Here is a 23461-nt window from a genome sequence, read left to right as displayed (position 1 = left end):
GGGCGTGCTCTCTCAGAGGTGGTCGGGTGCGTCGATGCCGAGCAGGGACAGGCCGCCGGCCAGCACCGTCCCGGCGGCTTCGGCGAGGGCGAGCCGGGACCGGTGGGCGGCCGAGGGTTTCTCGTCCCCGCGGGGCAGCACGGCGGGCAGGTGAGCCAGGGTCGCGTCGGCGAGGGCCAGGAGGTGCCGGGTGAGCCGGGAGGGAGCGGCGAGGGCGTCGGGGTGCGGGAGCCCGCCGGCGGTGGCGAGGACGCGGGGGTGGTCGGCGAGCAGCGCTACGAGGTCCGGGGTGACCGGGGCGTCCGGGTCGTCCGGCGCCTCTGCGTCCGGTGCCGCTGGGGTCGCTGCCGCTGGGGTCACCGGGTCCGCTGCCGCGGGGTCCGCCGCCGTGGGGTTCGCCGCCGTGGGGTCCGCCGCCGCGGGGGGCGTCTCGGGCCGGGTGGCGGCGTCGAATCCGAGGTCGGCGGCGTTGCGGCCGACGGCGCGGGTGCGGGCGTGGGCGTAGCGGATCCGGAAGAGGGGGTTGCCCTCGCGCTGGACCAGATGATCGGCGGTGATGCGGGGCCGGTCGTGCGGGGCGGGGTGGAGCAGGGCCCAGCGGGCGGCGTCCGGCCCGAGCGGAGCGGGATCCTCCGGCGCCGGCACGGGCCGCAGGTCCACCCCGTCGCCGTCGCCGTCGCCGTGCGTGATCTCGACGCGCCCGCCCTGCGAGCCGACCATCCGCGCGAGCACGTCGGCCACCACCTCGGCACGGACCTCGTACGGCACGCGCACCACGAACACCTGACCGGCGAGGGCGTCGGTACGGCCGTACCCCGGCCCCTCGTCGAGGATCCGCCGGACCAGTTCGGCGGAGGCGACGGCCCGGTCGAGGCTGATGTTGAGGAACCCCGGCCCGGTGATCGCGACGTCGGTGACGCCGGCTTCCCGCACGAGGTACGGCTGGAGCAGCGCGGCGACCCGCAGCGGGGGCTGCCCGGCGGGGCGGGCCAGCTGGAGGGCGACGTTGGTGGCGTAGTCCCCGCACCCTCCCGCCCCGGGCGGCCCGACCCGCACCCGCGGGGGAACGGCCACACTCAGCGCCCCGTCGTCGACGGCACACCGCACTGCGTGCAGCACGGTGCGGGACAACTCGACGGGGGTCACGGGACCAGCGTAGGGGAGGAGGGGGGTGGGTATGCGAGCCGATTCGGGGGTGTCCGGGATGTGGACGGGGCGGGGTGCCTCCCGGGACGGAGGAGACGGCAGCCGGTGACTCATTCGGCGACGGGCTCGACCAGGGGGGCGGGGGCCGTACGGGGTGAGACGCCGAGCCCAGGTCCCCCGTCGGCGCCGGCCGGACGGCCGGGAGCGTCACCGCCGGCCCCCTCCCCTCGCTTCCCCTCGATGAGCCGGTGCACGAGGCTGACGAGGTCGGCGGGATCGAAGGGCTTGGAGAGGAAGGCGTCGACGCCCGCCTCGAGGCCGGCCTCGACCTCGCACTGCGTGCAGGCGCTGATGATGGCGAGGGGGAGTCCGCGGGTACGCGGGTCGGCGCGGAGCCGCGCGGCGGTCCGCAGGCCGTCCAGCCGGGGCATGACGACATCGAGGGTCACGAGATCGGGCCGCACCTGATGCACGACTTCCAGACACTCGGCACCATCGGACGCGGTCACGACCTCGAGGCCCTCCAGCTCGAGATTGACCCTGATCAGCTGCCTGATGACCTTGTTGTCGTCCACAACAAGCACCCGGCCCGAAGCGCCTGACACCACTCGAGAGTAGGTCGGCCCCGGCCACCGCGTCCGGGTTTTCCCCACTTCCACCCCCTCCGGGCCCCGCCCCGTCCCCCACCCGGGGAAACCCGTTCCTGATCACCCCGAGGGAGCTGGTAGTGTTCTGTCCGTCGCCGCGAGCAACGCGACCGACACGCCCCCGTAGCTCAGGGGATAGAGCAACGGCCTCCGGAGCCGTGTGCGCAGGTTCGAATCCTGCCGGGGGCACCTTGCAGAAGGTGCCCAAAGACCCCGTCACCAGCGGAAACGCTGGAGCCGGGGTCTTCGCGTTTGTGCAGGCGGATGCAGCCCGGAGCGGCTGCATGTCGGGGTCCGTGGACGAGGCGTGGACGGGATCTTGAGGCATCGTTGCAGGTAATGAGGCTCTGCGGAGCCGAGTGGAGCCACTCCTCGTCGTTTCGGTCTGGGACCACATGAGGGCCCGAACACATGCGTGACGCTTCAGCAAGCGTGGGGCGCGGCGAGCAGCACGGCCTCAGCGACGTAGCGGTAGAAGAGGCCGGTGCCGATGGGAACGATCCTCTTGGTCGAGCGCCCATCCACTAGGGCTTCATCTACCTATCACGCCAAAATTACCCAATGCAGGTTGAAAAAAGATTTTTGTGCCGATTTAGGCCTTCCGTCGAAGTTCAGTCACGCTCGAAGTGCCGCGTGGCACCAGCGGCGAGTGGGACGTCTACTACCGGATGCCCATGCCAATTCGACGGGTGCCGCAGGCGCAGCTCTGGCTGCGAGGCTAGCTGAGGGCACCGAAGTCAACTGCCGTCTCGACCGATGCCGCGCGCAGGCGAACATGGTGATTTGATGGGGCGTCAGCCATCTGATCGTTAGGTTCCTCGTCCCTCTGCACATGTTGGAGTGCGTGTGACTATCCCAGACCTCGTCGCAGCACCGGACCCGCAGCAGGAGTCATTCAGTGCACTGGTCCACGTGGAGTATCAGCTCCGGGTGCTGGGACTGCTGTGCGCAGCTGCGGACGAGAGACCAGACAGGTTTAGTACGCCTGGCTCACTTGAGACATGGGCCGAGTATTGCCGAAAACAGAGCGAGAAGCTGGGCTGCACCGAGTGCCGGACGGAGGCGGCGGAGGTCGCTGACAGCATCGAGACGGTCATCGTCAAAGAGCCGCAAACGTCGATCAGGCGGGTGCGCAACCAGGTGTGCCACGGCGGTCCGATTCCAGACAACATCGACCGTGCGGTCCTGTATGGGGCGGTGGCCCTTAATGCTGAGCGCATCGTGCGGATCTACGAGCACGGCCACGTTTCTGAGCTGAGTCCCTACTTTCGGATGGCCGACGCCGAGCTCGCGGCGCTGCACTCCTTCTCGGGGACGGCAGCGAGGTACTGGCCACGTCGCGGCGAAGCCCGTGATGTGACAGATCCCGACGTAGTGGATGCGCTGAAGAAGCTGAACTTCCAGCGCGGCGATCGCTTGCTCGACGACTTCGCGCAGGACATTGCCCGGGACCTCAAGGGCTTTGCCGAACGTGACTCGGTCTACGTCCTAGCGTCGCCGCCCCAACCGATCGCCGTGCGCTGGGATCGGCGCAGCTCAGACGGGCCAGTTCCGCGGGTCGATCGCTTCATCATCGGCGCGGATCACGCCAGGATGTGGCTGACGGAGTCAGGGCCGAAGCCGTACAAGGCCTTCTTGGCGGACGTGTGTAACTGGCCGTTGCTCAAACGGCGACTGCTGGAGGAGCTCGAGGAACAGGTCACTGCGGAAAAGCGGATCAGCCGGGAGTTGTTCCCGAACCTGCAGCAGCGCATTCCTCATGTGCCGACGATGGTGCAGTTCGACGACGACTACCAGGGCCCTCGCACCGACCTCACCATCACCGAAGCTTGCGAGGAAGTTACCGACGGCATCCATGCGTATCGCGGCAGCACAAACCTCATCACGCTGACTGGCGAAGCCGGAGCCGGCAAGACCCACAGTCTGCTCCAGTTCGCCCGGGAGTCGCTGACCGCAGGCGGCGACCTCGACCCGGTGGCGATCTATATCTCCTCCAGCAGGACTAGCGCGACCAGCCTGGACAAACTGATCACCGAGAGGGTCGCCGGCACGCGCATCCTGGACCGAGAGCCGGTATTGGCTCTCTGCCGGGCTGGCCTGGCGATACTGGTGATCGACGGGTTCGACGAGATGCTGGGCTTCCGGTCCTACGACGACCCACTATCGGGCCTACAGCCGATCCTTGATCAACTCCGCAACCGGGGAGCTGTCATCCTCTCCGCGAGAGCGAGCTACTCTGAGGCGCGGCTCTGGAAGAGCTTGACGGAGCACCCTGCTAAGGCGTCGAACCACCGGTTGACGACGATGAAGCTGCAGCCGTGGCGGCGTGCGGAGCTACTCAAGCTCGCCGACCATCTATCGAGCGAAACGGTCACCGAGGAAGCGCCAGAGATCCGGCAGCTGCTAACCACACCGTTCTTCTGCCTCGCCTATATCGCGTGGAAGCAGACCGATACGTCCGGTGACTTCCTGCAGTTTGTGGTCGATACCTATCTCCAACGCGAGTTGGGCAAGCTAGTGGACTCTCAAGACGCCGAGCTCTTCAGCAAGGAAGACCTCTCCGAGATCTTCTGCGAGGTTGCAGAGATGACCGCGCGCAGCGTGGCCGCAGAGGTCGCCGAGTCTGACCTGGTGGTCGCGGCGGAAGTCGCGTTGGGCAGGGAACTCGACGAGAAGGAACAGCGCCGGCTGGTCGCCTTGTGTGGCATGAGCGCCGAATGGTCGGAGCATGAGCTCTCGTTCAGCTTCACTCACCTCGCTATCGCCGAACACTTCCTCGCCCGACAGATCGTTCGAGTGCCGTTCCAGCAAGCTCTGGCTCTACTGTCCGAAGTGGCGATCTCAGCGCTATGCGCTCAGCTGATCGCTTCGATGTGGTCAGAGGTGGCCCGGGACGAGCGATTGGAGGCGCTCGTCGCCGCGCTTCAGGCCAGAGTGAGTGCAGCCCAGTCGACTGAGGAGTGCCGTCCCGCCATGGCCAGTCTCGGTGAGCTATGGGCGAGAGTACACGGGACTGCGGAGAACACGAGAGCCGTTAGCCGGATCATGGTTGACAGGCTTGAGTTGAATGGCTCCGGAACGGTGACGCTCGACCAGGCACAGGTGAAGCATCTGGTGGTAGGACCGGGAGTCACAGTGCGACTGACCGGCAGCCAGATCGATCAGCTGGACCTGTCTCGGACGTCCGGCAATCCGCTGCTGGACGACTCTCACAATTATGTGGGCGAGCTGTTCACCCAGGGCGGGCTGGCGACTACCCCGCGCCAGATAAGGGAACTGCTCGGCTTGCCTGAGGAATCCGTCGACGAGAGTGACATCGAAGCGTTCTTCCGGGACAAGATCGTCAATTCCCGGGCAGCGATCATCGTGGACCGGCACTACAATCCGCCGGACGAGGACGTCCGGATGAAGTGGACACGCGAGCACGGTGATAGATGGCAAGCTTTCGCTAAGCGGCTAGTAGCCGAAGGGAAGTTGATCGAGGAACGGGTGAATGCAGCCGGCCCCCAGAAGCGGCGTCTGCGGCCGACCGAGTCGTTCTTTGAGGAGAGTGAAGCCTTCTCTTCACAAGAGGCAGCTTATTCAATTGAGCACCGTCGCAGGTAGCACACGAAACGAGGGAGGCCCCAAGCATCCATGCCTGGGGCCTCGGTGGCGGTGCAAGTTGTCTCACTCGTACTCGCGGAGCAAGTCCTCGATGCGCCGGTTGGCGACGTCCTGCCGTCCGTCGAGGCACTTTGCGTAGCGGGTCAGCAGGACCTCGACACTGTTGCCAGCGCGCTCGGCCACCTCGGTCGGGTCGACACCGGCGTTGAGCCACGTCGACAGCGCCGAGTGCCGGAGGTCGTAGGGCCGACTCGCGAGCGGTGAGGAGGCAACGGCCGGTGGCAGTGCGAGGAGGCGGGCCTCCTGCCAGACGCGGTAGTACGTCGAGGACGGGACGACCGAGCCCTTCTCACTGAAGAACAGCCGCCCGTCATCCGCCGTACCGAAGGTGGCCAGATGCTCGCGGAGCACAGCGACGAGGTGCGGCGGGATCGGCACCCGCCTGACGTCCTCGGTCGGTCGGTTCTTCAGCCCGCGGTCGTCATGGGTCTCCCCCGTGTCGGTCCACTGCTTGCCGACCGACGGGCGGGTGCGGTGGAGCAGGGCCGAGCCCCAACCCCGTTCGGGAAGAGTCAGGTCCGTCTCGACGAGGCCGACCGCCTCCGCAGGCCGGAGACCACCGAAGTACATGGCGGCGAACAAGCCCACGAGGCGACGGCCGCGGGCACGCCGGTATCCGCCCACATAGGAGACGGCCGCCAGGAGGTTGCGAGCCTGCTCCGGGTTGGCGACGACGCGCGGGTCCACCTGATTGGACACCTTCGGTTTCTGCCAGCGGACCGCCGTGACGGGGTTCTCCCGCAGCTCCCCCAGGTCGACCGCATAGTTCGCGGCGTTGACGAGCGTCCGGCGCTTACGCCGCACAGTTTCCGCCGCCGCTGCCGTGCCGTCGAGTTTGAGCTTCAGTGAGTCGAGGACGGCGCGGGCCGTAGCAGGCTCAGCGAGGTCGGCAAGCGGTCGAGAGGCCTTAGACACCCAGTGGAGAACATTCCGCACGTCGTCGGGGACTTCACGATCGTCGGGCCCCGGCAGGACAAAGGCCCAGTTGCGAAGTGCCTTGCGGATCGCCTCATCGGACGGGCGTCCGGCGCGGTCGTCGAGGAGTTCGACCGTCACGCTGGTGAGTGATTCGTTGATGCCGTCCCGTGTGTTGGGAGCGGCGTGGGGCCACTTCATGGCGAGGTACCTGAGGGCGAAGACGTACCACGACACGGCCGACTTCTTCTCTTCCATCGAGGCCGGGAGCCCCGACTCGGTGTCGAACTCCTCGCCGTCGCGCATCGCTCGCATGAGCTTCGTGCGGTAGTGGTCGGCGAGCGCCTTGGTGCGGAAGGATTCGGAGAAGACGTTGCCGGCCACGGACCAGCGGACGCCGTACGAGGGGGTTTTGGTGTCCCTCTTTCGGACGCCCCAGACCTTCACGTCGAGAGACTTCACGCCGCCGCCTCCAGCTGTCGCAGCCACGTGGCGAAGTCGCTCCGCCAAATCCGGAGCTCTCCATTGGGGAGCTTGAAGGCCTCAGGCCCCAGCCCCAGCTCCCGCCAGCGGTAGAAGGTCCGTCGGGAGACACCGCCCAGTTCGTCGAGCACCTGGCGGACAGTCATCAGCTCGTCGTGACGGTGGTCCATGTCGGTTCTCCTTCCGTTCCGATGGCAGGTTCGAGAGACGCGGCGAGCCAGCTCTCCGCAGCGCTGAGGCCGGTGCCGGCGAACACCCAGTGGGCGAGGACGAGCGTGCTGTCGCCGTCCTGCGGGACGGGCGGAGCCGTCTGGGCTCGTCGCCAGTCGGCGCGGGCGGTGCGGAGTGCGCCGAGGGTGGTGGAGTAGCGGCGGGATTTGGTGGAGAAGTGGCCGCGGAAGCCGAGCATGTGGGCCCAGGCGCGCAGGCGGAGGTGTTCGAGGTCCTTGCGGGCGCCGAGGGTCCAGGCGGTACGGATGAGGCGGCGGGCGTGGTCGCTGATGTCGAGCTGAGCCAGCTCGGCGACGAACTTCAACGGCCGGTCGAGAGCTCCCGTCGCGGTCTCGGCGCCCTTAGTGGCGTACTTGGCGATGTAGGCGGCGACGGCCCGCTCGGTCAGCTCCTGGCCGCCGTCGAAGTCGGCGGAGCGGATCGTGCGGACGTCGAGTTGGCGGCCGAAGGCGAAGGTGTGGGCACGGCCGTCGACGACCGGGCCGTCGACCCGGGCGGCGGTCGTGGCCGCGCGGATGGCGTCGGTGAGCAGCTCGGCCGTCGCCCAGGCGGGCGGTGGAGTGTCACCGCCGTCCGGGCCGTCGAGGCGGATGACGGCGTGGAAGTGGACGGCCCCGCGCTTCTGGTACTCGGCGACCTTGGCGAAGGAGATCCGGGCGTGGTGGCGAAAGGTGCGCTGGGTGAGGCCGGCGCGCTTGGCGACCTCCCGGCGGAGGTAGATCGAGAAGCGCCGCCACAAGGCCCCGGCGTGCGCGTTCCACAGAACGGCCGCTTCGTAGTCATAACGGTCCGGGTCGAGCGGGGTGCCGAGTGCGGCGTCGTCCTGGTCGTGGCGGACGCCGCAGCGGCAGGGGCGGCCGTCGGTGCGGCGGTTGTGGACCGGGCCGAAGCCGGGGGCGGTGAAGGTGGCGAAGACGCGCGGGTGGGTGGCGACCTGGTCGGGGGTGCCCTTGCCGCCGCGGAGTCCGGCGGTGATCAGGTGGTAGGTGTCGCGGCGGTAGACCTGTGCGCAGGCCGCGCACCGGGTGGCCCGCCGGTTGTTGCAGCGGACCAGGAGGTGGCCAGCCGGGAGGGCGGTCGAGGCGAGGTGGTGCAGGACGGTGCCGATCTCGCCCGTACGGGTGTCGATGTCGTATTCGGTGCGGTGGCCGTCGAGGCGGACGGGGTGGGTGCAGCCGCCCAGGCCGGAGAGTTGGCGGGCCAGTTCGGGCAGGGTGCCGAGGGAGGCCAGCGTGGAGAGTTCCGCCAGCGGGGGCGGAGTCTGCCGGGTGATGATGGGAGTTCCTTTCGACTGTTTCGGCGGTCGGGAAGGGACGGCCCCGGGGCGGCGGGATGCTTGGCGGCTTGTTGCCGCCCCGGTGGCCGGTCAGCGCCTGGGGGCGCCGGTGACAAGGAAGCGCAGGACCACGGCGGCGACGGCCACGGACACGGCCGTGACGGCGAGGGCGGCCAGGAGCGCGGTCAGGACGACGCCGACGACGACCACCGCGGCGACCGCGCCCACATAGGGGGTGAGCGGGCGGCCGGCGGATGGCACCGGCGCCTGCACCGGATGCTGCCGAGTGAGGGTCGTGGGCGGATGCGGGGTGTCGGGGAGCTGGGGGCGGAACAGCACGGCGGACCTCCTGGTCATTTGTCGGTGCCGTCGACGACGTCGACCCCGGTACGGGTGCCGGTCTCGATGGCGGGGGCGAGGAAGGTGTGGGAGAGCCAGAAGCCGAACAGGGCGATCACGACGGCGGCCCAGAGGCGGACGCCGAGGAACTTGATCGCGGCCCAGGCGATGACACCGAGGACGAAGACGAGCGGGAGCGAGACGGTCACGGAATCTCCTCGGCGGATCAGCGGACGCGACAGCGGTGGGTGCGGGCAGCCAGCTCGGCGGCGGTGCGGCTGTCGTAGTCGGCGGAGAAGCCGCAGCGCGGGGCCGTGCACACGGCGGCGTGCTTCTCACGGCCCCGGCCGTCGTAGTACGTGCCGACCTGGACGGGGCCGATGCGGACGACCCGGCGGAAACGCGGGTTGGCGGGCATCAGGGCAGCTCCTTCGAGTCGGGGTGGTTCTCGCCGGTGAAGTCGGCGACGTGGTCGAGCAGCCACCGCCGGATCTCCTCGCCCTCGTACTCGTCGGCGGTGATGATCACGGGTTCGGCGATGAGCATCGCTTCGGTGAGGCGGTTCTGGCGGGTCAGCTCGGCGGCGCGGTTGAGGGCGCGGAGCGTGGACGGACGCATGGGCGGAAGTGCTCCCGGTTCAGGTGAGTTGGGCGGCGATGGCTTCGGCGATCGGTAGAGGGACGCCGAGTCGAGCGCGAAGGGTCGGGGTGTCGATGGGGGTTCCGGTCCGGGCGCGGTGGTCGTCGGCGACCTTGCGGGCGTGGGTGACGAGGGCCGGCGGGACGGGGGTGACGGGCGACGGGGGCGGTTCGGGTGCCGCTTCGACAGCGGGCCGCTCAGGCGCCGGGGCAGGGGTCGGGGCCGGGACCGCTTCGGGCTCTGCGGTCGGGCCGTGGGCGAGGAGCGTGCCGCCGAGGAAGGCGACCGCGGGCCATCCAGCGACGAGGATCCGCAGCCAGGCCGGTACGGCGTCCAGGTCGAGCAGCCCGGCCGTGGCGACGTTGGCGCCGAGCGACGCGGTCAGTGCGACGAGGAACCAGCACCACCCGGCCGCCTTCGACCCGCCGGAGCGCAGTCGCCGCCAGGCCGCCACCAACAGCAGGTCGACGGAGACCGGGTAGGCCCACGCCTTCCAGCCGTCCTGTCCGGCGGCTGCGGCCAGGTCGTGCAGGTGGGCGAAGGACAGCGCGGCGGCGATCAGGGCTTGGACGAGTACGGCGTCGAGGCGGACGGGCAGGGAACGCACGGCGCCACTCCTTCCGGTTCCGGGCATGGTGGGGTAGGGACTTGGCGCGGTACGGCCGCGCCGGCCGAGGGGTTGCGTACGGCTACTCGGTCACCGGGCGGGGGACGGTCGCCGTCCCGGACGCCTCTGCGGGCACGGGCGGGGCGTACGACCGGAAGGGCGTGAGCGCCGGTACGTCCGGGGCGAGGTGCGCCGATTCCCGGCAGGTGGCCGCAGCGTCGGCGAGGGACAGGTACGGGGTGCGGATGCGGGACCAGCCGCCGGAGGTGTCGCCGACGACGGCGAGACCGGGCAGTTCTGGGGCGATGGAGCAGGCCGCGTCGACCGCTTCGGGCGCGATGTCGCCGAGCGCCATCTTGGCGGAGGCTTCGTCGTTCACGCGGTGACAGACCCGTCCGGTGAGCTGGGCCCGGAGCATGGTCGCGCCCTTGCCCAGTTCGGCGCCGAAGCGCTGTCCGCACACTTCGAGGTAGATGCCGGCCGCGCGGCCGAGCTGGGCGAGGCGGATGAGCTGGGTGACCATCTCGTCCCGTCGTTCCTCGTCCTTGCGGGTGGCGACGAGGAAGAGTTCCGCCACCTCGTCGACGAACAGCACGATGGGAACGGGGCGTTCACTGTCGGGCAGGCCCCAGACGTCCGAGGTGATCTCCTCGTCCGGGGTGCCGGGTGCGATGCCCTGGCGGGCCTTGATCAGGTCGTACCGGTCCTCCATTTCCTTGACCAGGACCGGCAGCAGCTCGGCCGCTTCGTCCGGGTCGGTCGCCAGCGCGGAGAGCCGCGGAGCGAAGGGCGCCAGCTCGACACCGCGCTTGCAGTCGATGCCGACCAGGGCGACGGGTTGCGCCGCGAGGCCGACGACGAGGTGGCGCAGGTACATGGACTTGCCGGACAGCGTGGCGCCGAGGACGAGTTCGTGCGGTACGGCGCGGTAGTCGCGGACGAAGGCGGTCGCGTCCTCCCGCAGGGCCACCGGCACCCGTAGAAGCCCGCCGTCGACACGGCGCGGCATCCGCACCTTGCGTAAGACGTCGTAGCCGACGAGCCGGAGTTCGACGACACCGGGCTTGACGTCCCGCACGTAGACGGCGTGAACACCCCAGGCGTGCCGCAGTCGTTCGGCCGAGGCGGCGACGTCCGCCGGTTCCTGCCCGGGGGCGAGCCGCAGCCGTACGCGGAGGCCCGTCGAGTTGGGCCGGATCACTCCGCGGCGCGGGGGAACCGGCCGGATCTCCCGCCGGGTGGTGGCCCGGACGGCCAGCGCCCACCAGCGGGACGGCTCGACGGTCAGCCCGCACGCGTCCATGGTCGAGGAGTACGAGGCCAGCAGCCGGGCCACCGAGAGCGGCAGCCCGACCGTGGACCAGTACGCCGCCGGGTGGGCGTGCCGGGCGTAGGCCGCGCCGCCTATCGCAGCGAGCGGTCCGCCCAGCTCGGCCAACGTCACCAGGTCGGTCACGTCGATCAGCCCGCCTGCGCCATCTGGAACGCGCCGGGCATGACGGCCGTGGCCCGGTAGGCGATGCCGTGCCGCTCACGCCCGTTGAACACGCTCTGCCAGGGCCGGGCGACAAGGCCGGGGAGGGAGACCGGGGCGCCGACGGTCAGGCCGTCCGTCACACCGCTCTCGGGGACGGTGACCTGGATCAGCGACGACTCACCCTCGTCGATGTAGACGACGCCGATGGTCATCAGCGCCTCACCGCTCACGGCGTCCTTGGCGATCTCACCGGTCTGCCGGTCGCGCACCTTCGGCGCCGGCGCTTCGGTGAGCAGGATCGTGGCGGTCGAGGCGTCAACACGGATCACACGCACAGAGGTTGCTCCTTCTGAGTCGATCAACTCGCCACCTGACAAGTTGACTTAGCAAATTCGAAGCTAGGGATGCCAAGTTGACTTGTCAAGTGGCTTCGATGGTCGCCGCCGAGCGCGACCGGCGCGGCAAGCGCACCATGAGGTCAGCAGCAAGGAGGGCGCGACATGGGCAAACGAGACCGCGCTCAAGAACCGCAGTCATGGGGTTCACGCGACTCGCAAGGACCCACCCCACCGCCGGATGCCTGGCCGGCGCCGCCGCAAGGGCTCCCGCCGAACAGCTACCAGCAGGGCGCGACGACCCCCAAGCCGAAGAAGCGCCGCCGCGTCTTCCTCTGGTTCTTCCTGGCCGTCCAGATCTTGTTCTTAATCTGGGTGATCACGGGCGCCGCGAGCGGCAGCGGGACACCCGATGAGTGCCGGAGCCTGACAGGCGACGACCTGAAGCTGTGCGAGGACGCGAACGACGTCGGAACCACCATCGGCGTGGGACTCGTCATCGGCCTGTGGGCAGCGGTCGACGTCATCCTCGGCTTCACGTACCTGATCTACCGGCTCGCCAGCCGTCGCACTTGAGGCCGGCCACGGCAGCGCCCTCGGGTTCAGCCGAGTCGGTACGTGTCTTCGAGTTCCTGCCGATCGGCAGGCAGCAGGACGTCAGAGACTTGCAGCGCCTGCCCGGAGGCGTCGCACGCGACGACCAGGACGCTGAGGACGGGCACACCCTCCGGAAGCTCCAGAAGCTCCGCTTCCCCGTGCTCGGGCAGTCGAGCCGCGACCCGTTCCGTCACGTGGTCGAAGCGGACCTTCTTCCGCGCCTCGAGGTGAGCACGGGTACCGCCGCTCAAGGGGTCGGCGCTCTCCAGCTCGGTGCCGTCGACCAGGCCGGCGGGGAAGTAGGACGAGACCAGCTCGACGGGTTCACCGTCCTCCTCGACCAGGAACCGGCGCATGAGGACCTTCGCCCGCTTCGGCAGCCCGAGCGCGGAGGCGACGCGCGCCGGAACGGGGACCCGGCCGACCTCGACGAGCCGCCCCGCGGTCCGGGACTCGTCACGCGCGAGCGCCTCGCTCCCCCGGCGGTCCTTCTGCTCGACCCCCGCCGGCCGACCGCGCACGATCGTGCCGTACCCCTGCCGGGATTCGAGCCAGCCGTCACGCTTCAGCAGCTCCAGCGCCCGGACGACGGTCGGGCGGGACATCCCGAAGGACTGCACCAGCTGGTTCTCACTGGGCACGCGGGTGCCGGGCGGATACGTGCCGTCCTCGATGCGCTGCTGGATGGTCTGAGCGAGGCGGACATACTTCGGTGCCTCCACTTCATACGCCATGAACGCCGCCGCCTGTCGAGATTGGCCAAGTCAACTGGTCAACCAGACTAGCGACGAATCCGCCGGCGCAGTACCGACGGAAGGTGTTCCCCTCCTCACGACGGCCAGGCATCGGCGACCACGAAGGAGACCACCGTCCCACCGAAGCGACTGGGCCCGGAGTGCCACGACGCGGCGATCGAGTCGACGAGCAGCAGCCCGCGCCCGTGCGCGTCGTTGGCATCCGGACGTCGAAGCCTCACGCTCGCAGGAAAGCCGGGGTTGTGGACGTCGACCCGAAGTGAGGTCTCCTCACGGAACCACTCCACCCGCACGAGCCACGGTTCATGCGCCCGGCCGTACCGGATGGCGTTGGTGACCAGTTCCGAGATCATCAACACGCAGTCGTCGACCGAACAGGCCGGGTTGTACGGGGCGATGAACTTGCGGAACCATCGCCGAGCCCTGGGTACGGACTCCGGGGCCGGCTGCAGGGTCATCGCGCCGAGACGCGGCGACTCCTCGCAGGGGTAGCGGTCGATCGTGTACGCCATCCGCCCTCACTCCTTGCCGCTGCCGTCGCAGTCGAGGCAGCGCCGCTTAGATGTGGCGCGGGCGCGGTCGGCAGTGGCGGCGAGCGCCAGGGACGTACGCGAGCTGACACGCTTCCAGCCCCGGCCCCGGCAACCCCGACAAGGTAAGTGCGCTCCCTGACGCCGCTGCTGACTCGTCACTCCGTGCCCCCTTCCCGTCAAGTGGCCTTAGCCACTTACTGGATAGTGGCATTAGCCACTTGGGGCGCGCAAGCAGTTCCCCGAAGTGACGCTCTGTCAGGTGAGCGGGTATCCCTGTTCGAACGCCCAGCGCTGCGGCGGGTAGGTGGCTTCGGCGAACTCCAACGGCCGGTCCTGGAGGTCGAAGACGACGTGATGCACGATCAGCACGGCCGACCCCTGGTCAAGCTGGAGGTCTGCCGCCTCCTCGTCGGTCGCCTGCCGTGCGCACATGCGGTCTTCCGCGTAACTCCCCTGCCGTCCCGTCATGTTCTCGACGTACATCAGGGTGCCCTGCTGGATCCGTTCCGGCTCCAACAGCTTGGGCGCCTTCCGCCCGACGTCCGGCGCGAACCACGAAGTGGACAGCGTGATGGGCCCGTCCTGGTTGTTGGTGACCCGTCGGCGGTGCACGGCGCGACGGTCCTTCACCAGGCCCAACGCCTCAGCGACGTGGTCCGGCGCGTCCAGCCATCCGGCCGACGTGATCACCGCGTACTCGCCGGGCGTGTAGATCTTGCCGGTCTGCCGGGCCCGCCCGTACAACTCACGTGCCCGCCGGTTCACTTCGAGGCTCCGCACGTACGTGCCGGATCCCTGCCGCTTCTCGACGAGCCCCTGGTGGCTCAGTGCCTCCAACGACCGTGCCGCCGTCGGCCGGGACACCTTCCAGTCAGCCGCCAGCTGCCGTTCCGAGGGAACCTCGTCCCCGGGCCGCAGGTCGCCCCGAAGGATCTGGTCGCGGATGAAGTGCGCGATCTGGAGATACTTCGGCTGAGCTTCCTCGATCTGGGGCATGCCCCCTCCTCGTCCAAGTGGCTATAGCCTCTGGCCACTATAGGGCGACCGGTCATGGGCCCACCCCGTAGTCTTGGGCCCATGACGCGGTTGATCGTCGCAGCAGGAGGAGGGGGCGACGCTGTCGCCGCCGCAATGCTTCACACCGCCCTCTACGGGGACGGCGACCAGGCGGTGATCCTCACGTACGCGTGGGACCGCTTGCTGATCGACCCGGTACCGGGCCCACGGGGAGCCGACGACTTCACCGGCCTCGACCCGCTCACCCCGGCCGTCCGGAAGGTGCCGGCGGAGGCCCGCCCCATCGCACCGGCAGGTTCCACCCTCCCCCGACTCGCGGCGGAACTCCCGCACACCATCGCCCTGATCGACCCGCGGCACGGCGCCGAAGGCATCACGCACCAACTCGAAGACCTGGTCAACCGCCTCAGGCCGACGTCGATCGATCTCCTCGACGTCGGCGGCGACGTGCTGGCCCGAGGCGACGAACCGACGCTGAAGAGTCCGCTCGCCGACTCCCTGACGCTGGCGGCGTGCTGCCAGGTCGACGCCCCCGTTCGCCTGCTGGTCGCAGGCCCAGGCCTGGACGGCGAGCTGACGCACGAGGACCTGCGAGACATACTCGGCCCCCTCGTCCACATCTTCACCGCGGCGGACACGGAGCCGATCAGCCATGTCCTGGAGTGGCACCCCTCAGAGGCGACCGGCATGCTCGCAGCGGCAGCCCGAGGCGTACGCGGCACCTGCGAAGTCCGAGACGCCGGCCTACCCATCCCCCTCACCGACGAGAGCCCCACGCTCCACGAGGTCGACCTGGACGAGGCCGTCAGCCGCAACGAGCTGTCCCGCGCCCTCATGTCGACGACCACCTTGGACGAGGCAGAGGCACTGAGCAGGGAGATCTGCGGCTTCTCCGAAATCGACTACGAGCGCAACAAGGCCCTCTGGCTCAAGGAACGGCGCCCGACGAAGCTCGACGCCGAGTCGGTGCTCCCCCAGCTCGCCCAGTTCGAGGCAGAGGCCCGAAGCCGCGGAGTCACCCACACGACGTTCCGCCACCTCACAGAGGTCCTGAACCTCAACGGCTTCCAGCGCGATGACTTGCGCAGCCTGCTCATCAACAGCCGACCGGAACAGTTCACAGCCCCGCTGTGGCGCATCCCGACCGGCACTGAGTAACAACCTTCTTTACGGGTTCAAGGCGGCTCGCTCCGCTCCCCGCGCGCGGCCCGGCCCCCGGCCGGACCTGCGCTCCTGTCTCCGCCCCGCTCCAGCCCGGCCGGCGCCCGTGCCGCGCACATGCATGAGCCGGAACCATGGGTCGGCCCTACGAGAGAGCGGCCAGTCACGCCTCAACGAGGCGGCTTCCTTCGGGCCTTCCCCTGCACCTGACCGGGGATGGACTTGGAGGAAGTGAGATTCAGGTTGAAGCCAGCAGGACCCCCACCCCTGATCACCACCTTGACCGGATGGGTAGGCATCGCATTGAGGGTGAACGCTGCGCGCATACCTCCGTCTGCCTCTTTCTCAAAGGAGAACTCCCCGGCAGTCTTGACCAACTCGACCAGGCCCGTGACCACCAAGCCCAGGGGTGTGTTCTCGAGGTCCTTTTTTACGCCCATCAGCCCTGCCCCCGCTTCTCGAAGATCGGCACCTTGACGATCTCCACGTACGCACCGCCCTCGGCTACCCGCTCCCCCGTGCCTGGTTTCGGCCGCGCTCGCACTAACCGGCCCCAAAATACCGCAGCTTCCCCAAGCTGAGGACTGAAGCACTGTTGTCACAGGCCGGCCGTCGCGGCTTGCTCTGGTTGACAGCATGGCAGCGTGGCTGAGGCCGGTGGGGGTGCAACGAGGCACACGCGTGCGTGGTCGATCGGCGCACCCGCCGTCGTGGCTGACTGGCGTCAGCTGAGGCTGCGACGGGGCGCACTGCAGGTGCCGGCCGTCAGTCGAGTGCGGCAGGGTGGCCCGTCTCTGGGCCGTCTGAGGCCGCTCGACAATGATCAAGAACGACCAATGACGACCAGCAGGCGCACGAACCCACCGCCCCTGAGCAGCAAAGTCCCAGCTCCCGAAGATCTCCGGCAACCCAGGGCAAGAAGACAGGTCACAGACGGCACTCTCTGAGGCCTCACCTACCTCGTATGGCTCCGCATAGTTTCTGGGTCGATCACAAGTTCCTAATCAGATCTTGGATCATGGACTTGGGCAGTAGAGTTGCGAAGCTTTTAAGTGGAAACGATCCGGCGTCCGACAGGTGCGCCGTGGACGGTGATGGGGTGCGGAGCGAGTTGGCTACGGATACGACGACGGTGCACGACGTACTCAGGGCGATCCGTAACGGAGCCACAGGAAACAGGGACCGCGGCACCCGCTTCGAGGAGCTCATGGTCCAGTACCTCAGCACCGATCCGCAGTGGACCGAGCAGTTCACCCGAGTGTGGATGTGGGCCGACTGGCCGGGGGCGGAACAGGACAAGCGCGACACCGGCATCGACCTGGTGGCGCAGGATCGTGAGACCGGTGGCTTCTGCGCCATCCAGTGCAAGTTCTACGAGCCGCAGCACACGGTCCGCAAGGAGGACATTGACTCCTTCTTCACAGCTTCCGGCAAGGGCGCCTTCACCCGTCGGATGATCATCTCCACGACGGACAAGTGGAGTGTCCACGCGGAAGAGGCGCTGGACGACCAGCAGGTCCTCGTCACCCGGATAGGACTGTCCGACATCGCGAACAGCGCTGTCGAGTGGCACCTGCCCGCGGAGGGCATCGACCACGAAGTCCAGATGACGCTGCGGGACAAGAAGAGCCCGCGCCCCCACCAGAAGGCGGCGATCGACGACGTCTTCGCCGGCTTCGCCGAGCACGACCGCGGCAAGCTCATCATGGCCTGCGGCACCGGCAAAACCTTCACCAGCCTGAAGATCGCCGAACGGCTTCAGCAGGAGCGGGCTGAGGCCGGGCAGGGTGAGCACACCACCGTCCTGTTCCTGGTGCCTTCCATCGCTCTGCTCTCGCAGTCGTTGCGTGAGTGGTCGTACGAGGCCGAGGTGCCATTGCGTGCCTTCGCCGTCTGCTCCGACGCCCAGGTCGGCAAGCAGAAGGCCCAGGGCGACGACAAGGACATGTCCACCCACGACCTCGCCCTGCCGGCGACCACCAGCCCCGGCAAGCTGATGGCGCAGATGGCCAGCGTCGAGGCCGCCCCCGGCCTGACGCTCGTGTTCTCGACCTATCAGTCGATCGCCACGATCTCCGCCGCCCAGAAGCAGGGCATGCCGCGGTTCGACCTCATCCTGTGTGATGAGGCCCACCGCACCACCGGTGTCACCCTGTCGGGCCACGACGAGTCCGCCTTCGTTCGCGTCCACGACGACAGCTTCATCGGTGCCGACCGTCGCCTGTACATGACCGCCACCCCGCGCGTGTACAGCGACGACACCAAGCAGGAAGCCAAGGGCGCCTCCGCGGCCGTCGCCTCGATGGACAACGAGGCGCAGTACGGTCCCGAGTTCCACCGCCTCGGCTTCGGTAAGGCCGTTGAGCAGGGACTGCTCACGGACTACAAGGTCCTCATCCTCACCATCGACGAGGGCGTGGTCGCCAAGACCCTCCAGGAAGGTTTTGCCGGCGGCGACTCCGAACTGCGGCTCGACGATGCGGCGAAGATCATCGGCTGCTGGAACGCCTTGGCCAAGCGCACCGGCACCTTTGCTGATGGTTCCGGCTTCGGCAAGGACGAAGCACCGATGAAGCGGGCCGTCGCGTTCTCCCGCTCCATCGCCGACTCCAAGGCCATCATGGAGCGGTTCAACGAGGTCGTCGATGCGTATGACGACGCTGATGACGACGTCTTGCACTGCGAGGTTGAACACGTCGACGGCACGTTCAACACCCTGCGACGCAACCAGCTCCTCGACTGGCTCAAGCAGGACCCTGGCCAGAACAACGCCCGCATCCTGTCCAACGCCCGTTGCCTGTCCGAAGGCGTGGATGTTCCCAGCCTCGACGCGGTGCTGTTCCTCAACCCGCGCAACTCCGTCGTGGATGTCGTCCAGTCTGTTGGACGTGTCATGCGTGTCGCGCCGGGCAAGAACTACGGCTACATCATCTTGCCCGTCGCTGTCCCCGCTGGCGTTTCCCCGGAGAAGGCCCTCGCGGACAACCAGCGCTTCAAGACCGTCTGGCAGGTCCTCCAGGCGCTGCGCGCCCACGACGACCGCTTCAACGCGACCGTCAACCAGATCGAGCTGAACAAGAAGAAGCCGGAGATTATCGGCATCGGGCACGTCGGCGCGGACGATGAGACGGTCGGCGACAAGGACGGCTCCAGCACCGCGGACAGCGCGAAGACCGCCAAGGAGAAGGAAGCCCAGAGCGCCCAGCACGTTCAGGACGCCCTGTTCTCCATAAGCGACTGGCGGGACGCCATCTACGCCCGCATCGTGGAAAAGGTCGGCGAGCGTCACTACTGGGAAGACTGGGCCAACGACATCGCCCAGATCGCCGAGCGCCACGTCACCCGCATCAAGGCCGCGCTCGCCCTCCCCGACAAGCGCGCTGCATTTGAGGAGTTCGTCGCAGAGCTGCGGGGGACCCTAAACCCAGGCGTGACCGATGACGCGGCCGTCGACATGCTTGCCCAGCACATTGTCACCAAGCCCGTCTTCGACGCCTTGTTCAAGGACTACGCCTTCGCTGAGCACAACCCGGTCTCCAGGGCTATGCAGGGGATGCTCGACATTCTCGATGACCAGGGGCTCGACGCCGAGGCCAAAACCCTGGAGAGCTTCTACCGGTCGGTCAAGGTCCGCGCTCAGGACATCGACAACCACGAGGGACGCCAGCGCGTCATCGTCGAGCTGTACGACAAGTTCTTCAAGACTGCCCTGCCCAAGACTGCTAACGCCCTCGGCATCGTCTACACCCCGATCGAGGTCGTCGACTTTATCATCCGTTCCACCGAACAGGCGCTGGTCAAGCACCTCGGCAAGTCCCTGTCCGACGAGGGTGTGCAGATCATCGACCCCTTCGTCGGGACCGGCACCTTTCCCGTGCGCCTCCTTCAGTCTGGGCTCATCAAACCCGACGACCTACAGCGCAAGTACACGAGCGAACTGCACGCCAACGAGATCGTGCTGCTCGCGTACTACATCGCGGCAGTCAATATCGAGGCAGCTTTCCACGACCTCGCCGGCGGCGACTACCAGCCCTTCGAAGGCATAGTCCTTACCGACACCTTCCAGCTTGCCGAGGGCACGGCGAAGCTCGACGGGATGGACGTCCTAGAGGGCAACAGTGAGCGTGCGAGAAAACAACAGAAGCAGGGCATCACCGTCGTCATCGGGAACCCTCCCTATTCGGCAGGGCAGGAAAGTCAAAACGACAACAATCAGAACGTGAAGTATGAGGTCCTTGATGAGCGCATCAAGGAGACTTACGCCGCGCTCTCCACAGCCAAGAACAAAAACTCGCTATACGATTCCTACGTTCGCGCTATTCGATGGGCCTCGGACCGAATCAAGGGTGAGGGAATCGTCTGCTTTGTCTCCAATGGTGGCTACATCGATGGCAACACAGCCGATGGCCTGCGTAGAGACCTGGTAGCGGAGTTCGATTTCATCTACTGCTACAACCTTCGCGGAAATCAGCGGAGTTCGGAGTGGAAGAAGGAAGGCGGGAAGATCTTCGGGTCGGGGAGCCAGAACACTGTGGCCATCCTCATGCTGGTAAAGAGCGGCAACGTGAACGCGTCAGACCCTTCTTGTCGACTCTTCTATCGCGATATCGGGGACAGCCTTACCCGCGAACGGAAGTTGGCCATTCTGAGCAGTCAGGGACTCAACTCCGTGGAGTGGCAGGAAATCATCCCGAGCCCAGAAGGCGACTGGATTAATCTGCGGGACAAGCGATTCTCGGCATTCCACCCGCTCGCAAGCAAGGATGCAAAATCCCCGGGGGGAAGCGTCTTCTCCCTGTATTCCAGCGCCCTGAAGACGGGACGCGACGCCTGGAACTACAACTTTTCCGACAGGGCGTTGATGGAGAATGTCGAGTCAATGATCGACTTCTACAACGAGCAGCTCAAGGATTTCAAGAAGGATTGTGAATCCAAGGGGATCTCGGCTCCCACACAGACTCATGTGCAGGACTTCATCGACCTGGACCACAAGAAGATTAGCTGGAATAGTGCCGACAAGTCTCGCATCTGCAAGGGAGTGAAGTACGAGTTCTCCGACGCGGCCGTCGCAACTTCTACTTATCGCCCGTTCATGAAGCAGTGGGTCTACTTCGATCCGCAGTTGAACGAGAGGACGTACCAGCTTCCGCAGGCCTTTCCGGATGCCGACTGTGCAAACCTGGGCATTTTTACGACCGGGACCGGGGCTGCGATGCCGTTCGCCTGCATGATGGTTGACGGCATTCCGGACCTCTCCTTCTTTGGCGGACAGACGAACGGCCAGTTCTATCCCCGCTACGCCTACAGTGAACTCAGCGCAGGCGATGACCTCTTTGCCGCCGCGACGGACAGTGCGGACCGCGAACGTGTCGACAACATCACCGGCGACACTGTTCGAGCCTTCGGCGCCGCCTATTCCGACGAATCCATTACCAAGGACGACGTCTTCTACTACGTCTACGGCCTGCTGCACTCCCCGGCGTACCGTGAGCAGTTCGCCGCTGATCTGAAGAAGTCCCTTCCCCGTATCCCCAAAGTCCGGGACTTCCACGGCTTCGCTCAGGCTGGCCACAAGCTCGCCGACCTGCATCTGGGCTACGAGCAGGCGCAGCCGTACAAGGGCATCGTCGAGACGGTGACCGGTGACGCGTCAGCGACGCCCACGGCCGAGCTGTACCGGGTTGTGAAGATGAAGATTCCGAAGGTGAAGGGGCAGGCTGACCGGTCGACGATCGTCTACAACACCCGGGTGAAGCTGACCAACATCCCTGAGGAGGCGTATCGCTACCAGCTCGGTGCTCGATCCGCGATCGAGTGGATCATCGATCGCTACCAGGTCAAGGTAGACAAGGCATCGCAGATCACCAACGACCCCAACGACTGGTCTGACGACCCGCGCTACATCATCGACCTGCTCAAGCGAATCGTCACGGTCAGTCTGGAGACGATGAAGATCGTAGACAGCTTCCCCGCGCTCGATCTTTTGAAGTAGCAGAACAGTCAGTCGCGGACTATTCGTGGACGGGATCTTCTGTCTACCAATAGTCCGAGCCCCTGACCTGCTGATTCGGCGTACCCGTACGCGGCCTCCGGAGCCGTGTGCGCAGGTTCGAATCCTGCCGGGGGCACTTCGCAGGAAGTGCCAAAAGACCCCGTGATCAGCGGAAACGCTGAGCGCGGGGTCTTGTTGTATGTGCAGACGTATGCCGGGGTGGGCGGCCGTATGACAGGGGTCGCGGCCTATTCGCGGCCTGGGATGTGCGGCGTCAGCGCAGGTCAGGGCCGGGGCTCGGGCTGATGAACGAGGGGAAGCAGCAGATGGGTTCGGGAGCCGGGGAGACCACGACAGAGCCGGTTCGACCGATGTGGGTGCTGACCCCGCTGGAGAGCGTTGGTCCGCTGCGCTTCGGCATGTCCGCCGACGAGGTCCGGGCCGCTCTTCCAGAAGCCGTCGAGCTGAGCCGTTTCTCCGCCGAACCCTTCTACCCGGAGATTTACGGCCTCTAGCTCGGCTTCCATCCAGCGGTGCCGGCTGTCTACGCGCACTTCGAGGGCACCGGCCGGCTCTTCTGCGTGGCTGCCGACGCTGCCCACGGACCGCGTGTGACTCTGGAGGGGCTGGAGCTGACTGGCCGCGTGCCTGCCGTACTCCAGGAAACAGTCCTGGACCTTCATTCCTCGGGTACTCACGACGTGTCGCACGGTCCGCGGGCAACCCGGGGATCAACGATGTCGGCATGGTCCTGCGCGTCCAGGACACCGAGGACGGGATCCTGACCCGGCCCGTTCTCGTGGGCCGCGAATGGGCAGACCGCTGCACCGACGACTGGGAAGGATCCATTCCCGAGTGCGAGTGGCTGGGCCGTCAGTGGTTCGCGTACAACGGCTCGGACATGTACCCCCGTCCCCGATACGCGACGAACTGGCCGGCAGGGTGGACTGCCCCGTTCTAAGTAATCGTTTCAGTTGAGTCGTTGAGCTTTAAGGATCTTGGATCTCCTATCTGACCTGCGTACTTGCTCGGTCACGGAGGGTGTGCTTATGCTCTTTGCAGATCGCTGCCAGAGCGGCACCGCAGTTCGGTGCAATGGTCAGCGAGTAAGGAAATGGCCCCACATGTCAGTGCGGGGGCCAGAGGCGGCACGCGAGGAAGTATCTCTCCGTGTCGAGCGCCTCCCATGGGTAAGACAACATGGGAGGGCCCGCGGCGGTACATAGGACCCGAGTTCGGTTAAGTAACCCGATCTCAACGAATAACCCCGCGTTCTGGGAGAGCACTCAGGGCGTAGTAGAAGGGGGCACGGCCGGCGGGCGCCGTGTTTGACAGGACAACCCTGTCTTCGTTGAGGTCGGCGCCCCCGTGTCCGGGGACGCCTCTCACGAAGGCGCCAAGACACGGAGAAGGAATGAACACCAACACGGCGCTTCAGCTGATCGCGGCCAACCCCACCATGCCGTTCGCCTTGACCGTCATCGTCATGTTCGGCATCACGATGACGGTCAAGGCGTACACGTTCCGACTGGCGATCGAGGACGCTCCCGCCGCCAACCGGGCGGACATCATGCGCGAGTTCGGCAACATGTGGTCGATCCGGCGTCGCCGGTAGCGCCTCCTTCCCCGGGGCCTTGTGGGCCCC

General features: G+C 67.1%; 21 protein-coding genes and 2 tRNA genes. 8 read left to right on the top strand and 15 right to left on the bottom strand.

Annotation, left to right across the window (positions count from 1 at the left end):
* Positions 1–12 precede the first annotated feature (12 nt).
* Both nrtL and ACF09K_RS04275 read right to left on the bottom strand, forming a co-directional pair.
* A complete protein-coding gene (nrtL, locus tag ACF09K_RS04280; protein ID WP_392240910.1) occupies positions 13–1146 on the bottom strand; it encodes an ArgS-related anticodon-binding protein NrtL in 1134 nt (377 codons plus the stop codon).
* A gap of 110 nt (positions 1147–1256) precedes the next feature.
* The gene (locus tag ACF09K_RS04275) at positions 1257–1799 is read right to left on the bottom strand and encodes a response regulator (protein ID WP_392240909.1); all 543 of its coding nucleotides are present in this window, start codon (positions 1797–1799) and stop codon (positions 1257–1259) included.
* Positions 1800–1910: 111 nt separating this feature from the next.
* Between ACF09K_RS04275 and ACF09K_RS04270 the strand changes: the two genes are divergently transcribed.
* Together ACF09K_RS04270 and ACF09K_RS04265 are read left to right on the top strand one after the other, a co-directional pair.
* Positions 1911–1982, top strand: a tRNA-Arg gene (locus tag ACF09K_RS04270).
* A gap of 723 nt (positions 1983–2705) precedes the next feature.
* Positions 2706–5399: an NACHT domain-containing protein gene (locus ACF09K_RS04265; protein WP_392240908.1), complete on the top strand. Its 2694-nt coding sequence runs from the start codon at positions 2706–2708 to the stop codon at positions 5397–5399.
* A gap of 63 nt (positions 5400–5462) precedes the next feature.
* Here ACF09K_RS04265 and ACF09K_RS04260 read toward each other — a convergent pair whose 3' ends face one another.
* The 10 genes from ACF09K_RS04260 to ACF09K_RS04215 all read right to left on the bottom strand — a co-directional run bounded on the left by ACF09K_RS04260 (position 5463) and on the right by ACF09K_RS04215 (position 11761).
* Entirely contained in the window at positions 5463–6836 is a 1374-nt protein-coding gene (locus tag ACF09K_RS04260; protein ID WP_392240907.1) for a tyrosine-type recombinase/integrase, read from the bottom strand.
* Positions 6833–7027 carry an AlpA family transcriptional regulator gene (locus ACF09K_RS04255; RefSeq protein ID WP_069926930.1) on the bottom strand — a complete coding sequence of 65 codons (195 nt, stop codon included), beginning with the start codon at positions 7025–7027 and terminating at the stop codon, positions 6833–6835. Before ACF09K_RS04255 ends, ACF09K_RS04260 begins: the two co-directional genes overlap by 4 nt.
* Positions 7003–8337 (bottom strand): replication initiator, encoded by a 1335-nt coding sequence (locus tag ACF09K_RS04250; protein WP_392241040.1) that lies wholly within the window; start codon positions 8335–8337, stop codon positions 7003–7005. Before ACF09K_RS04250 ends, ACF09K_RS04255 begins: the two co-directional genes overlap by 25 nt.
* 117 nt (positions 8338–8454) lie before the next feature.
* The gene (locus ACF09K_RS04245; protein WP_392241039.1) at positions 8455–8700 is read right to left on the bottom strand and encodes a SpdD protein; all 246 of its coding nucleotides are present in this window, start codon (positions 8698–8700) and stop codon (positions 8455–8457) included.
* 17 nt (positions 8701–8717) lie between these two features.
* The gene (locus ACF09K_RS04240; protein ID WP_392240906.1) at positions 8718–8912 is read right to left on the bottom strand and encodes a hypothetical protein; all 195 of its coding nucleotides are present in this window, start codon (positions 8910–8912) and stop codon (positions 8718–8720) included.
* 17 nt (positions 8913–8929) lie between these two features.
* Positions 8930–9121, bottom strand: coding sequence for a mobile element transfer protein (locus tag ACF09K_RS04235; protein ID WP_360246300.1), 192 nt, complete (start codon positions 9119–9121; stop codon positions 8930–8932).
* Positions 9121–9321, bottom strand: coding sequence for a hypothetical protein (locus tag ACF09K_RS04230; protein WP_069926933.1), 201 nt, complete (start codon positions 9319–9321; stop codon positions 9121–9123). Before ACF09K_RS04230 ends, ACF09K_RS04235 begins: the two co-directional genes overlap by 1 nt.
* A gap of 19 nt (positions 9322–9340) precedes the next feature.
* Complete coding sequence (locus ACF09K_RS04225) at positions 9341–9949, bottom strand: DUF2637 domain-containing protein (protein ID WP_392240905.1); 609 nt, start codon at positions 9947–9949, stop codon at positions 9341–9343.
* Positions 9950–10031: 82 nt separating this feature from the next.
* Positions 10032–11405 (bottom strand): FtsK/SpoIIIE domain-containing protein, encoded by a 1374-nt coding sequence (locus ACF09K_RS04220; protein ID WP_392240904.1) that lies wholly within the window; start codon positions 11403–11405, stop codon positions 10032–10034.
* Between the two features lie 5 nt (positions 11406–11410).
* Entirely contained in the window at positions 11411–11761 is a 351-nt protein-coding gene (locus ACF09K_RS04215; protein ID WP_205069846.1) for a hypothetical protein, read from the bottom strand.
* Positions 11762–11926: 165 nt separating this feature from the next.
* Here ACF09K_RS04215 and ACF09K_RS04210 point away from each other — a divergent pair, with 165 nt between their 5' ends.
* Positions 11927–12337 carry a hypothetical protein gene (locus ACF09K_RS04210; RefSeq protein WP_392240903.1) on the top strand — a complete coding sequence of 137 codons (411 nt, stop codon included), beginning with the start codon at positions 11927–11929 and terminating at the stop codon, positions 12335–12337.
* Positions 12338–12363: 26 nt separating this feature from the next.
* Here the strand turns inward: ACF09K_RS04210 and ACF09K_RS04205 are convergent, their stop codons facing one another.
* The 3 genes from ACF09K_RS04205 to ACF09K_RS04195 all read right to left on the bottom strand — a co-directional run bounded on the left by ACF09K_RS04205 (position 12364) and on the right by ACF09K_RS04195 (position 14642).
* Positions 12364–13092, bottom strand: a complete 729-nt coding sequence (locus tag ACF09K_RS04205) for a GntR family transcriptional regulator (protein ID WP_392240901.1) — start codon at positions 13090–13092, stop codon at positions 12364–12366.
* A gap of 95 nt (positions 13093–13187) precedes the next feature.
* Positions 13188–13625: an ATP-binding protein gene (locus tag ACF09K_RS04200; protein ID WP_392240900.1), complete on the bottom strand. Its 438-nt coding sequence runs from the start codon at positions 13623–13625 to the stop codon at positions 13188–13190.
* 276 nt (positions 13626–13901) lie between these two features.
* Positions 13902–14642, bottom strand: a complete 741-nt coding sequence (locus tag ACF09K_RS04195) for a GntR family transcriptional regulator (RefSeq protein ID WP_392240899.1) — start codon at positions 14640–14642, stop codon at positions 13902–13904.
* 81 nt (positions 14643–14723) lie between these two features.
* On the opposite strand from ACF09K_RS04195, the gene ACF09K_RS04190 reads away from it, so the two are divergent.
* The 5 genes from ACF09K_RS04190 (at position 14724) to ACF09K_RS04170 (ending at position 23431) form a co-directional block, all read left to right on the top strand.
* On the top strand, positions 14724–15821 hold the full coding sequence (locus ACF09K_RS04190) for a DUF1152 domain-containing protein (protein WP_392240898.1): 1098 nt from the start codon (positions 14724–14726) through the stop codon (positions 15819–15821).
* A gap of 1210 nt (positions 15822–17031) precedes the next feature.
* The gene (locus ACF09K_RS04185) at positions 17032–21816 is read left to right on the top strand and encodes a DEAD/DEAH box helicase (protein WP_392240897.1); all 4785 of its coding nucleotides are present in this window, start codon (positions 17032–17034) and stop codon (positions 21814–21816) included.
* A 58-nt stretch (positions 21817–21874) separates the two neighbouring features.
* Positions 21875–21952: transfer RNA gene (locus ACF09K_RS04180), tRNA-OTHER, on the top strand.
* A gap of 169 nt (positions 21953–22121) precedes the next feature.
* Positions 22122–22331 (top strand): hypothetical protein, encoded by a 210-nt coding sequence (locus ACF09K_RS04175; protein WP_392240896.1) that lies wholly within the window; start codon positions 22122–22124, stop codon positions 22329–22331.
* 899 nt (positions 22332–23230) lie between these two features.
* Positions 23231–23431, top strand: a complete 201-nt coding sequence (locus tag ACF09K_RS04170; RefSeq protein WP_392240895.1) for a hypothetical protein — start codon at positions 23231–23233, stop codon at positions 23429–23431.
* Positions 23432–23461 lie beyond the last annotated feature (30 nt).

Source organism: Streptomyces sp. NPDC014882, assembly GCF_043081325.1.
Classification (GTDB): domain Bacteria; phylum Actinomycetota; class Actinomycetes; order Streptomycetales; family Streptomycetaceae; genus Streptomyces.
This window is presented reverse-complemented; position numbering and strand designations above follow the sequence as displayed.

Excerpts from the sequence above, each read along its gene's own strand:
- ACF09K_RS04175 (WP_392240896.1), top strand. The coding sequence starts at position 22,122 with ATGAACGAGGGGAAGCAGCAGATGGGTTCGGGAGCCGGGGAGACCACG.
- ACF09K_RS04205 (WP_392240901.1), bottom strand. The coding sequence starts at position 13,092 with ATGGCGTATGAAGTGGAGGCACCGAAGTATGTCCGCCTCGCTCAGACC.
- ACF09K_RS04200 (WP_392240900.1), bottom strand. The coding sequence starts at position 13,625 with ATGGCGTACACGATCGACCGCTACCCCTGCGAGGAGTCGCCGCGTCTC.
- ACF09K_RS04170 (WP_392240895.1), top strand. The coding sequence starts at position 23,231 with ATGAACACCAACACGGCGCTTCAGCTGATCGCGGCCAACCCCACCATG.
- ACF09K_RS04235 (WP_360246300.1), bottom strand. The coding sequence starts at position 9,121 with ATGCCCGCCAACCCGCGTTTCCGCCGGGTCGTCCGCATCGGCCCCGTC.
- ACF09K_RS04195 (WP_392240899.1), bottom strand. The coding sequence starts at position 14,642 with ATGCCCCAGATCGAGGAAGCTCAGCCGAAGTATCTCCAGATCGCGCAC.
- ACF09K_RS04210 (WP_392240903.1), top strand. The coding sequence starts at position 11,927 with ATGGGCAAACGAGACCGCGCTCAAGAACCGCAGTCATGGGGTTCACGC.
- ACF09K_RS04190 (WP_392240898.1), top strand. The coding sequence starts at position 14,724 with ATGACGCGGTTGATCGTCGCAGCAGGAGGAGGGGGCGACGCTGTCGCC.
- ACF09K_RS04185 (WP_392240897.1), top strand. The coding sequence starts at position 17,032 with ATGGTCCAGTACCTCAGCACCGATCCGCAGTGGACCGAGCAGTTCACC.
- ACF09K_RS04255 (WP_069926930.1), bottom strand. The coding sequence starts at position 7,027 with ATGGACCACCGTCACGACGAGCTGATGACTGTCCGCCAGGTGCTCGAC.
- ACF09K_RS04230 (WP_069926933.1), bottom strand. The coding sequence starts at position 9,321 with ATGCGTCCGTCCACGCTCCGCGCCCTCAACCGCGCCGCCGAGCTGACC.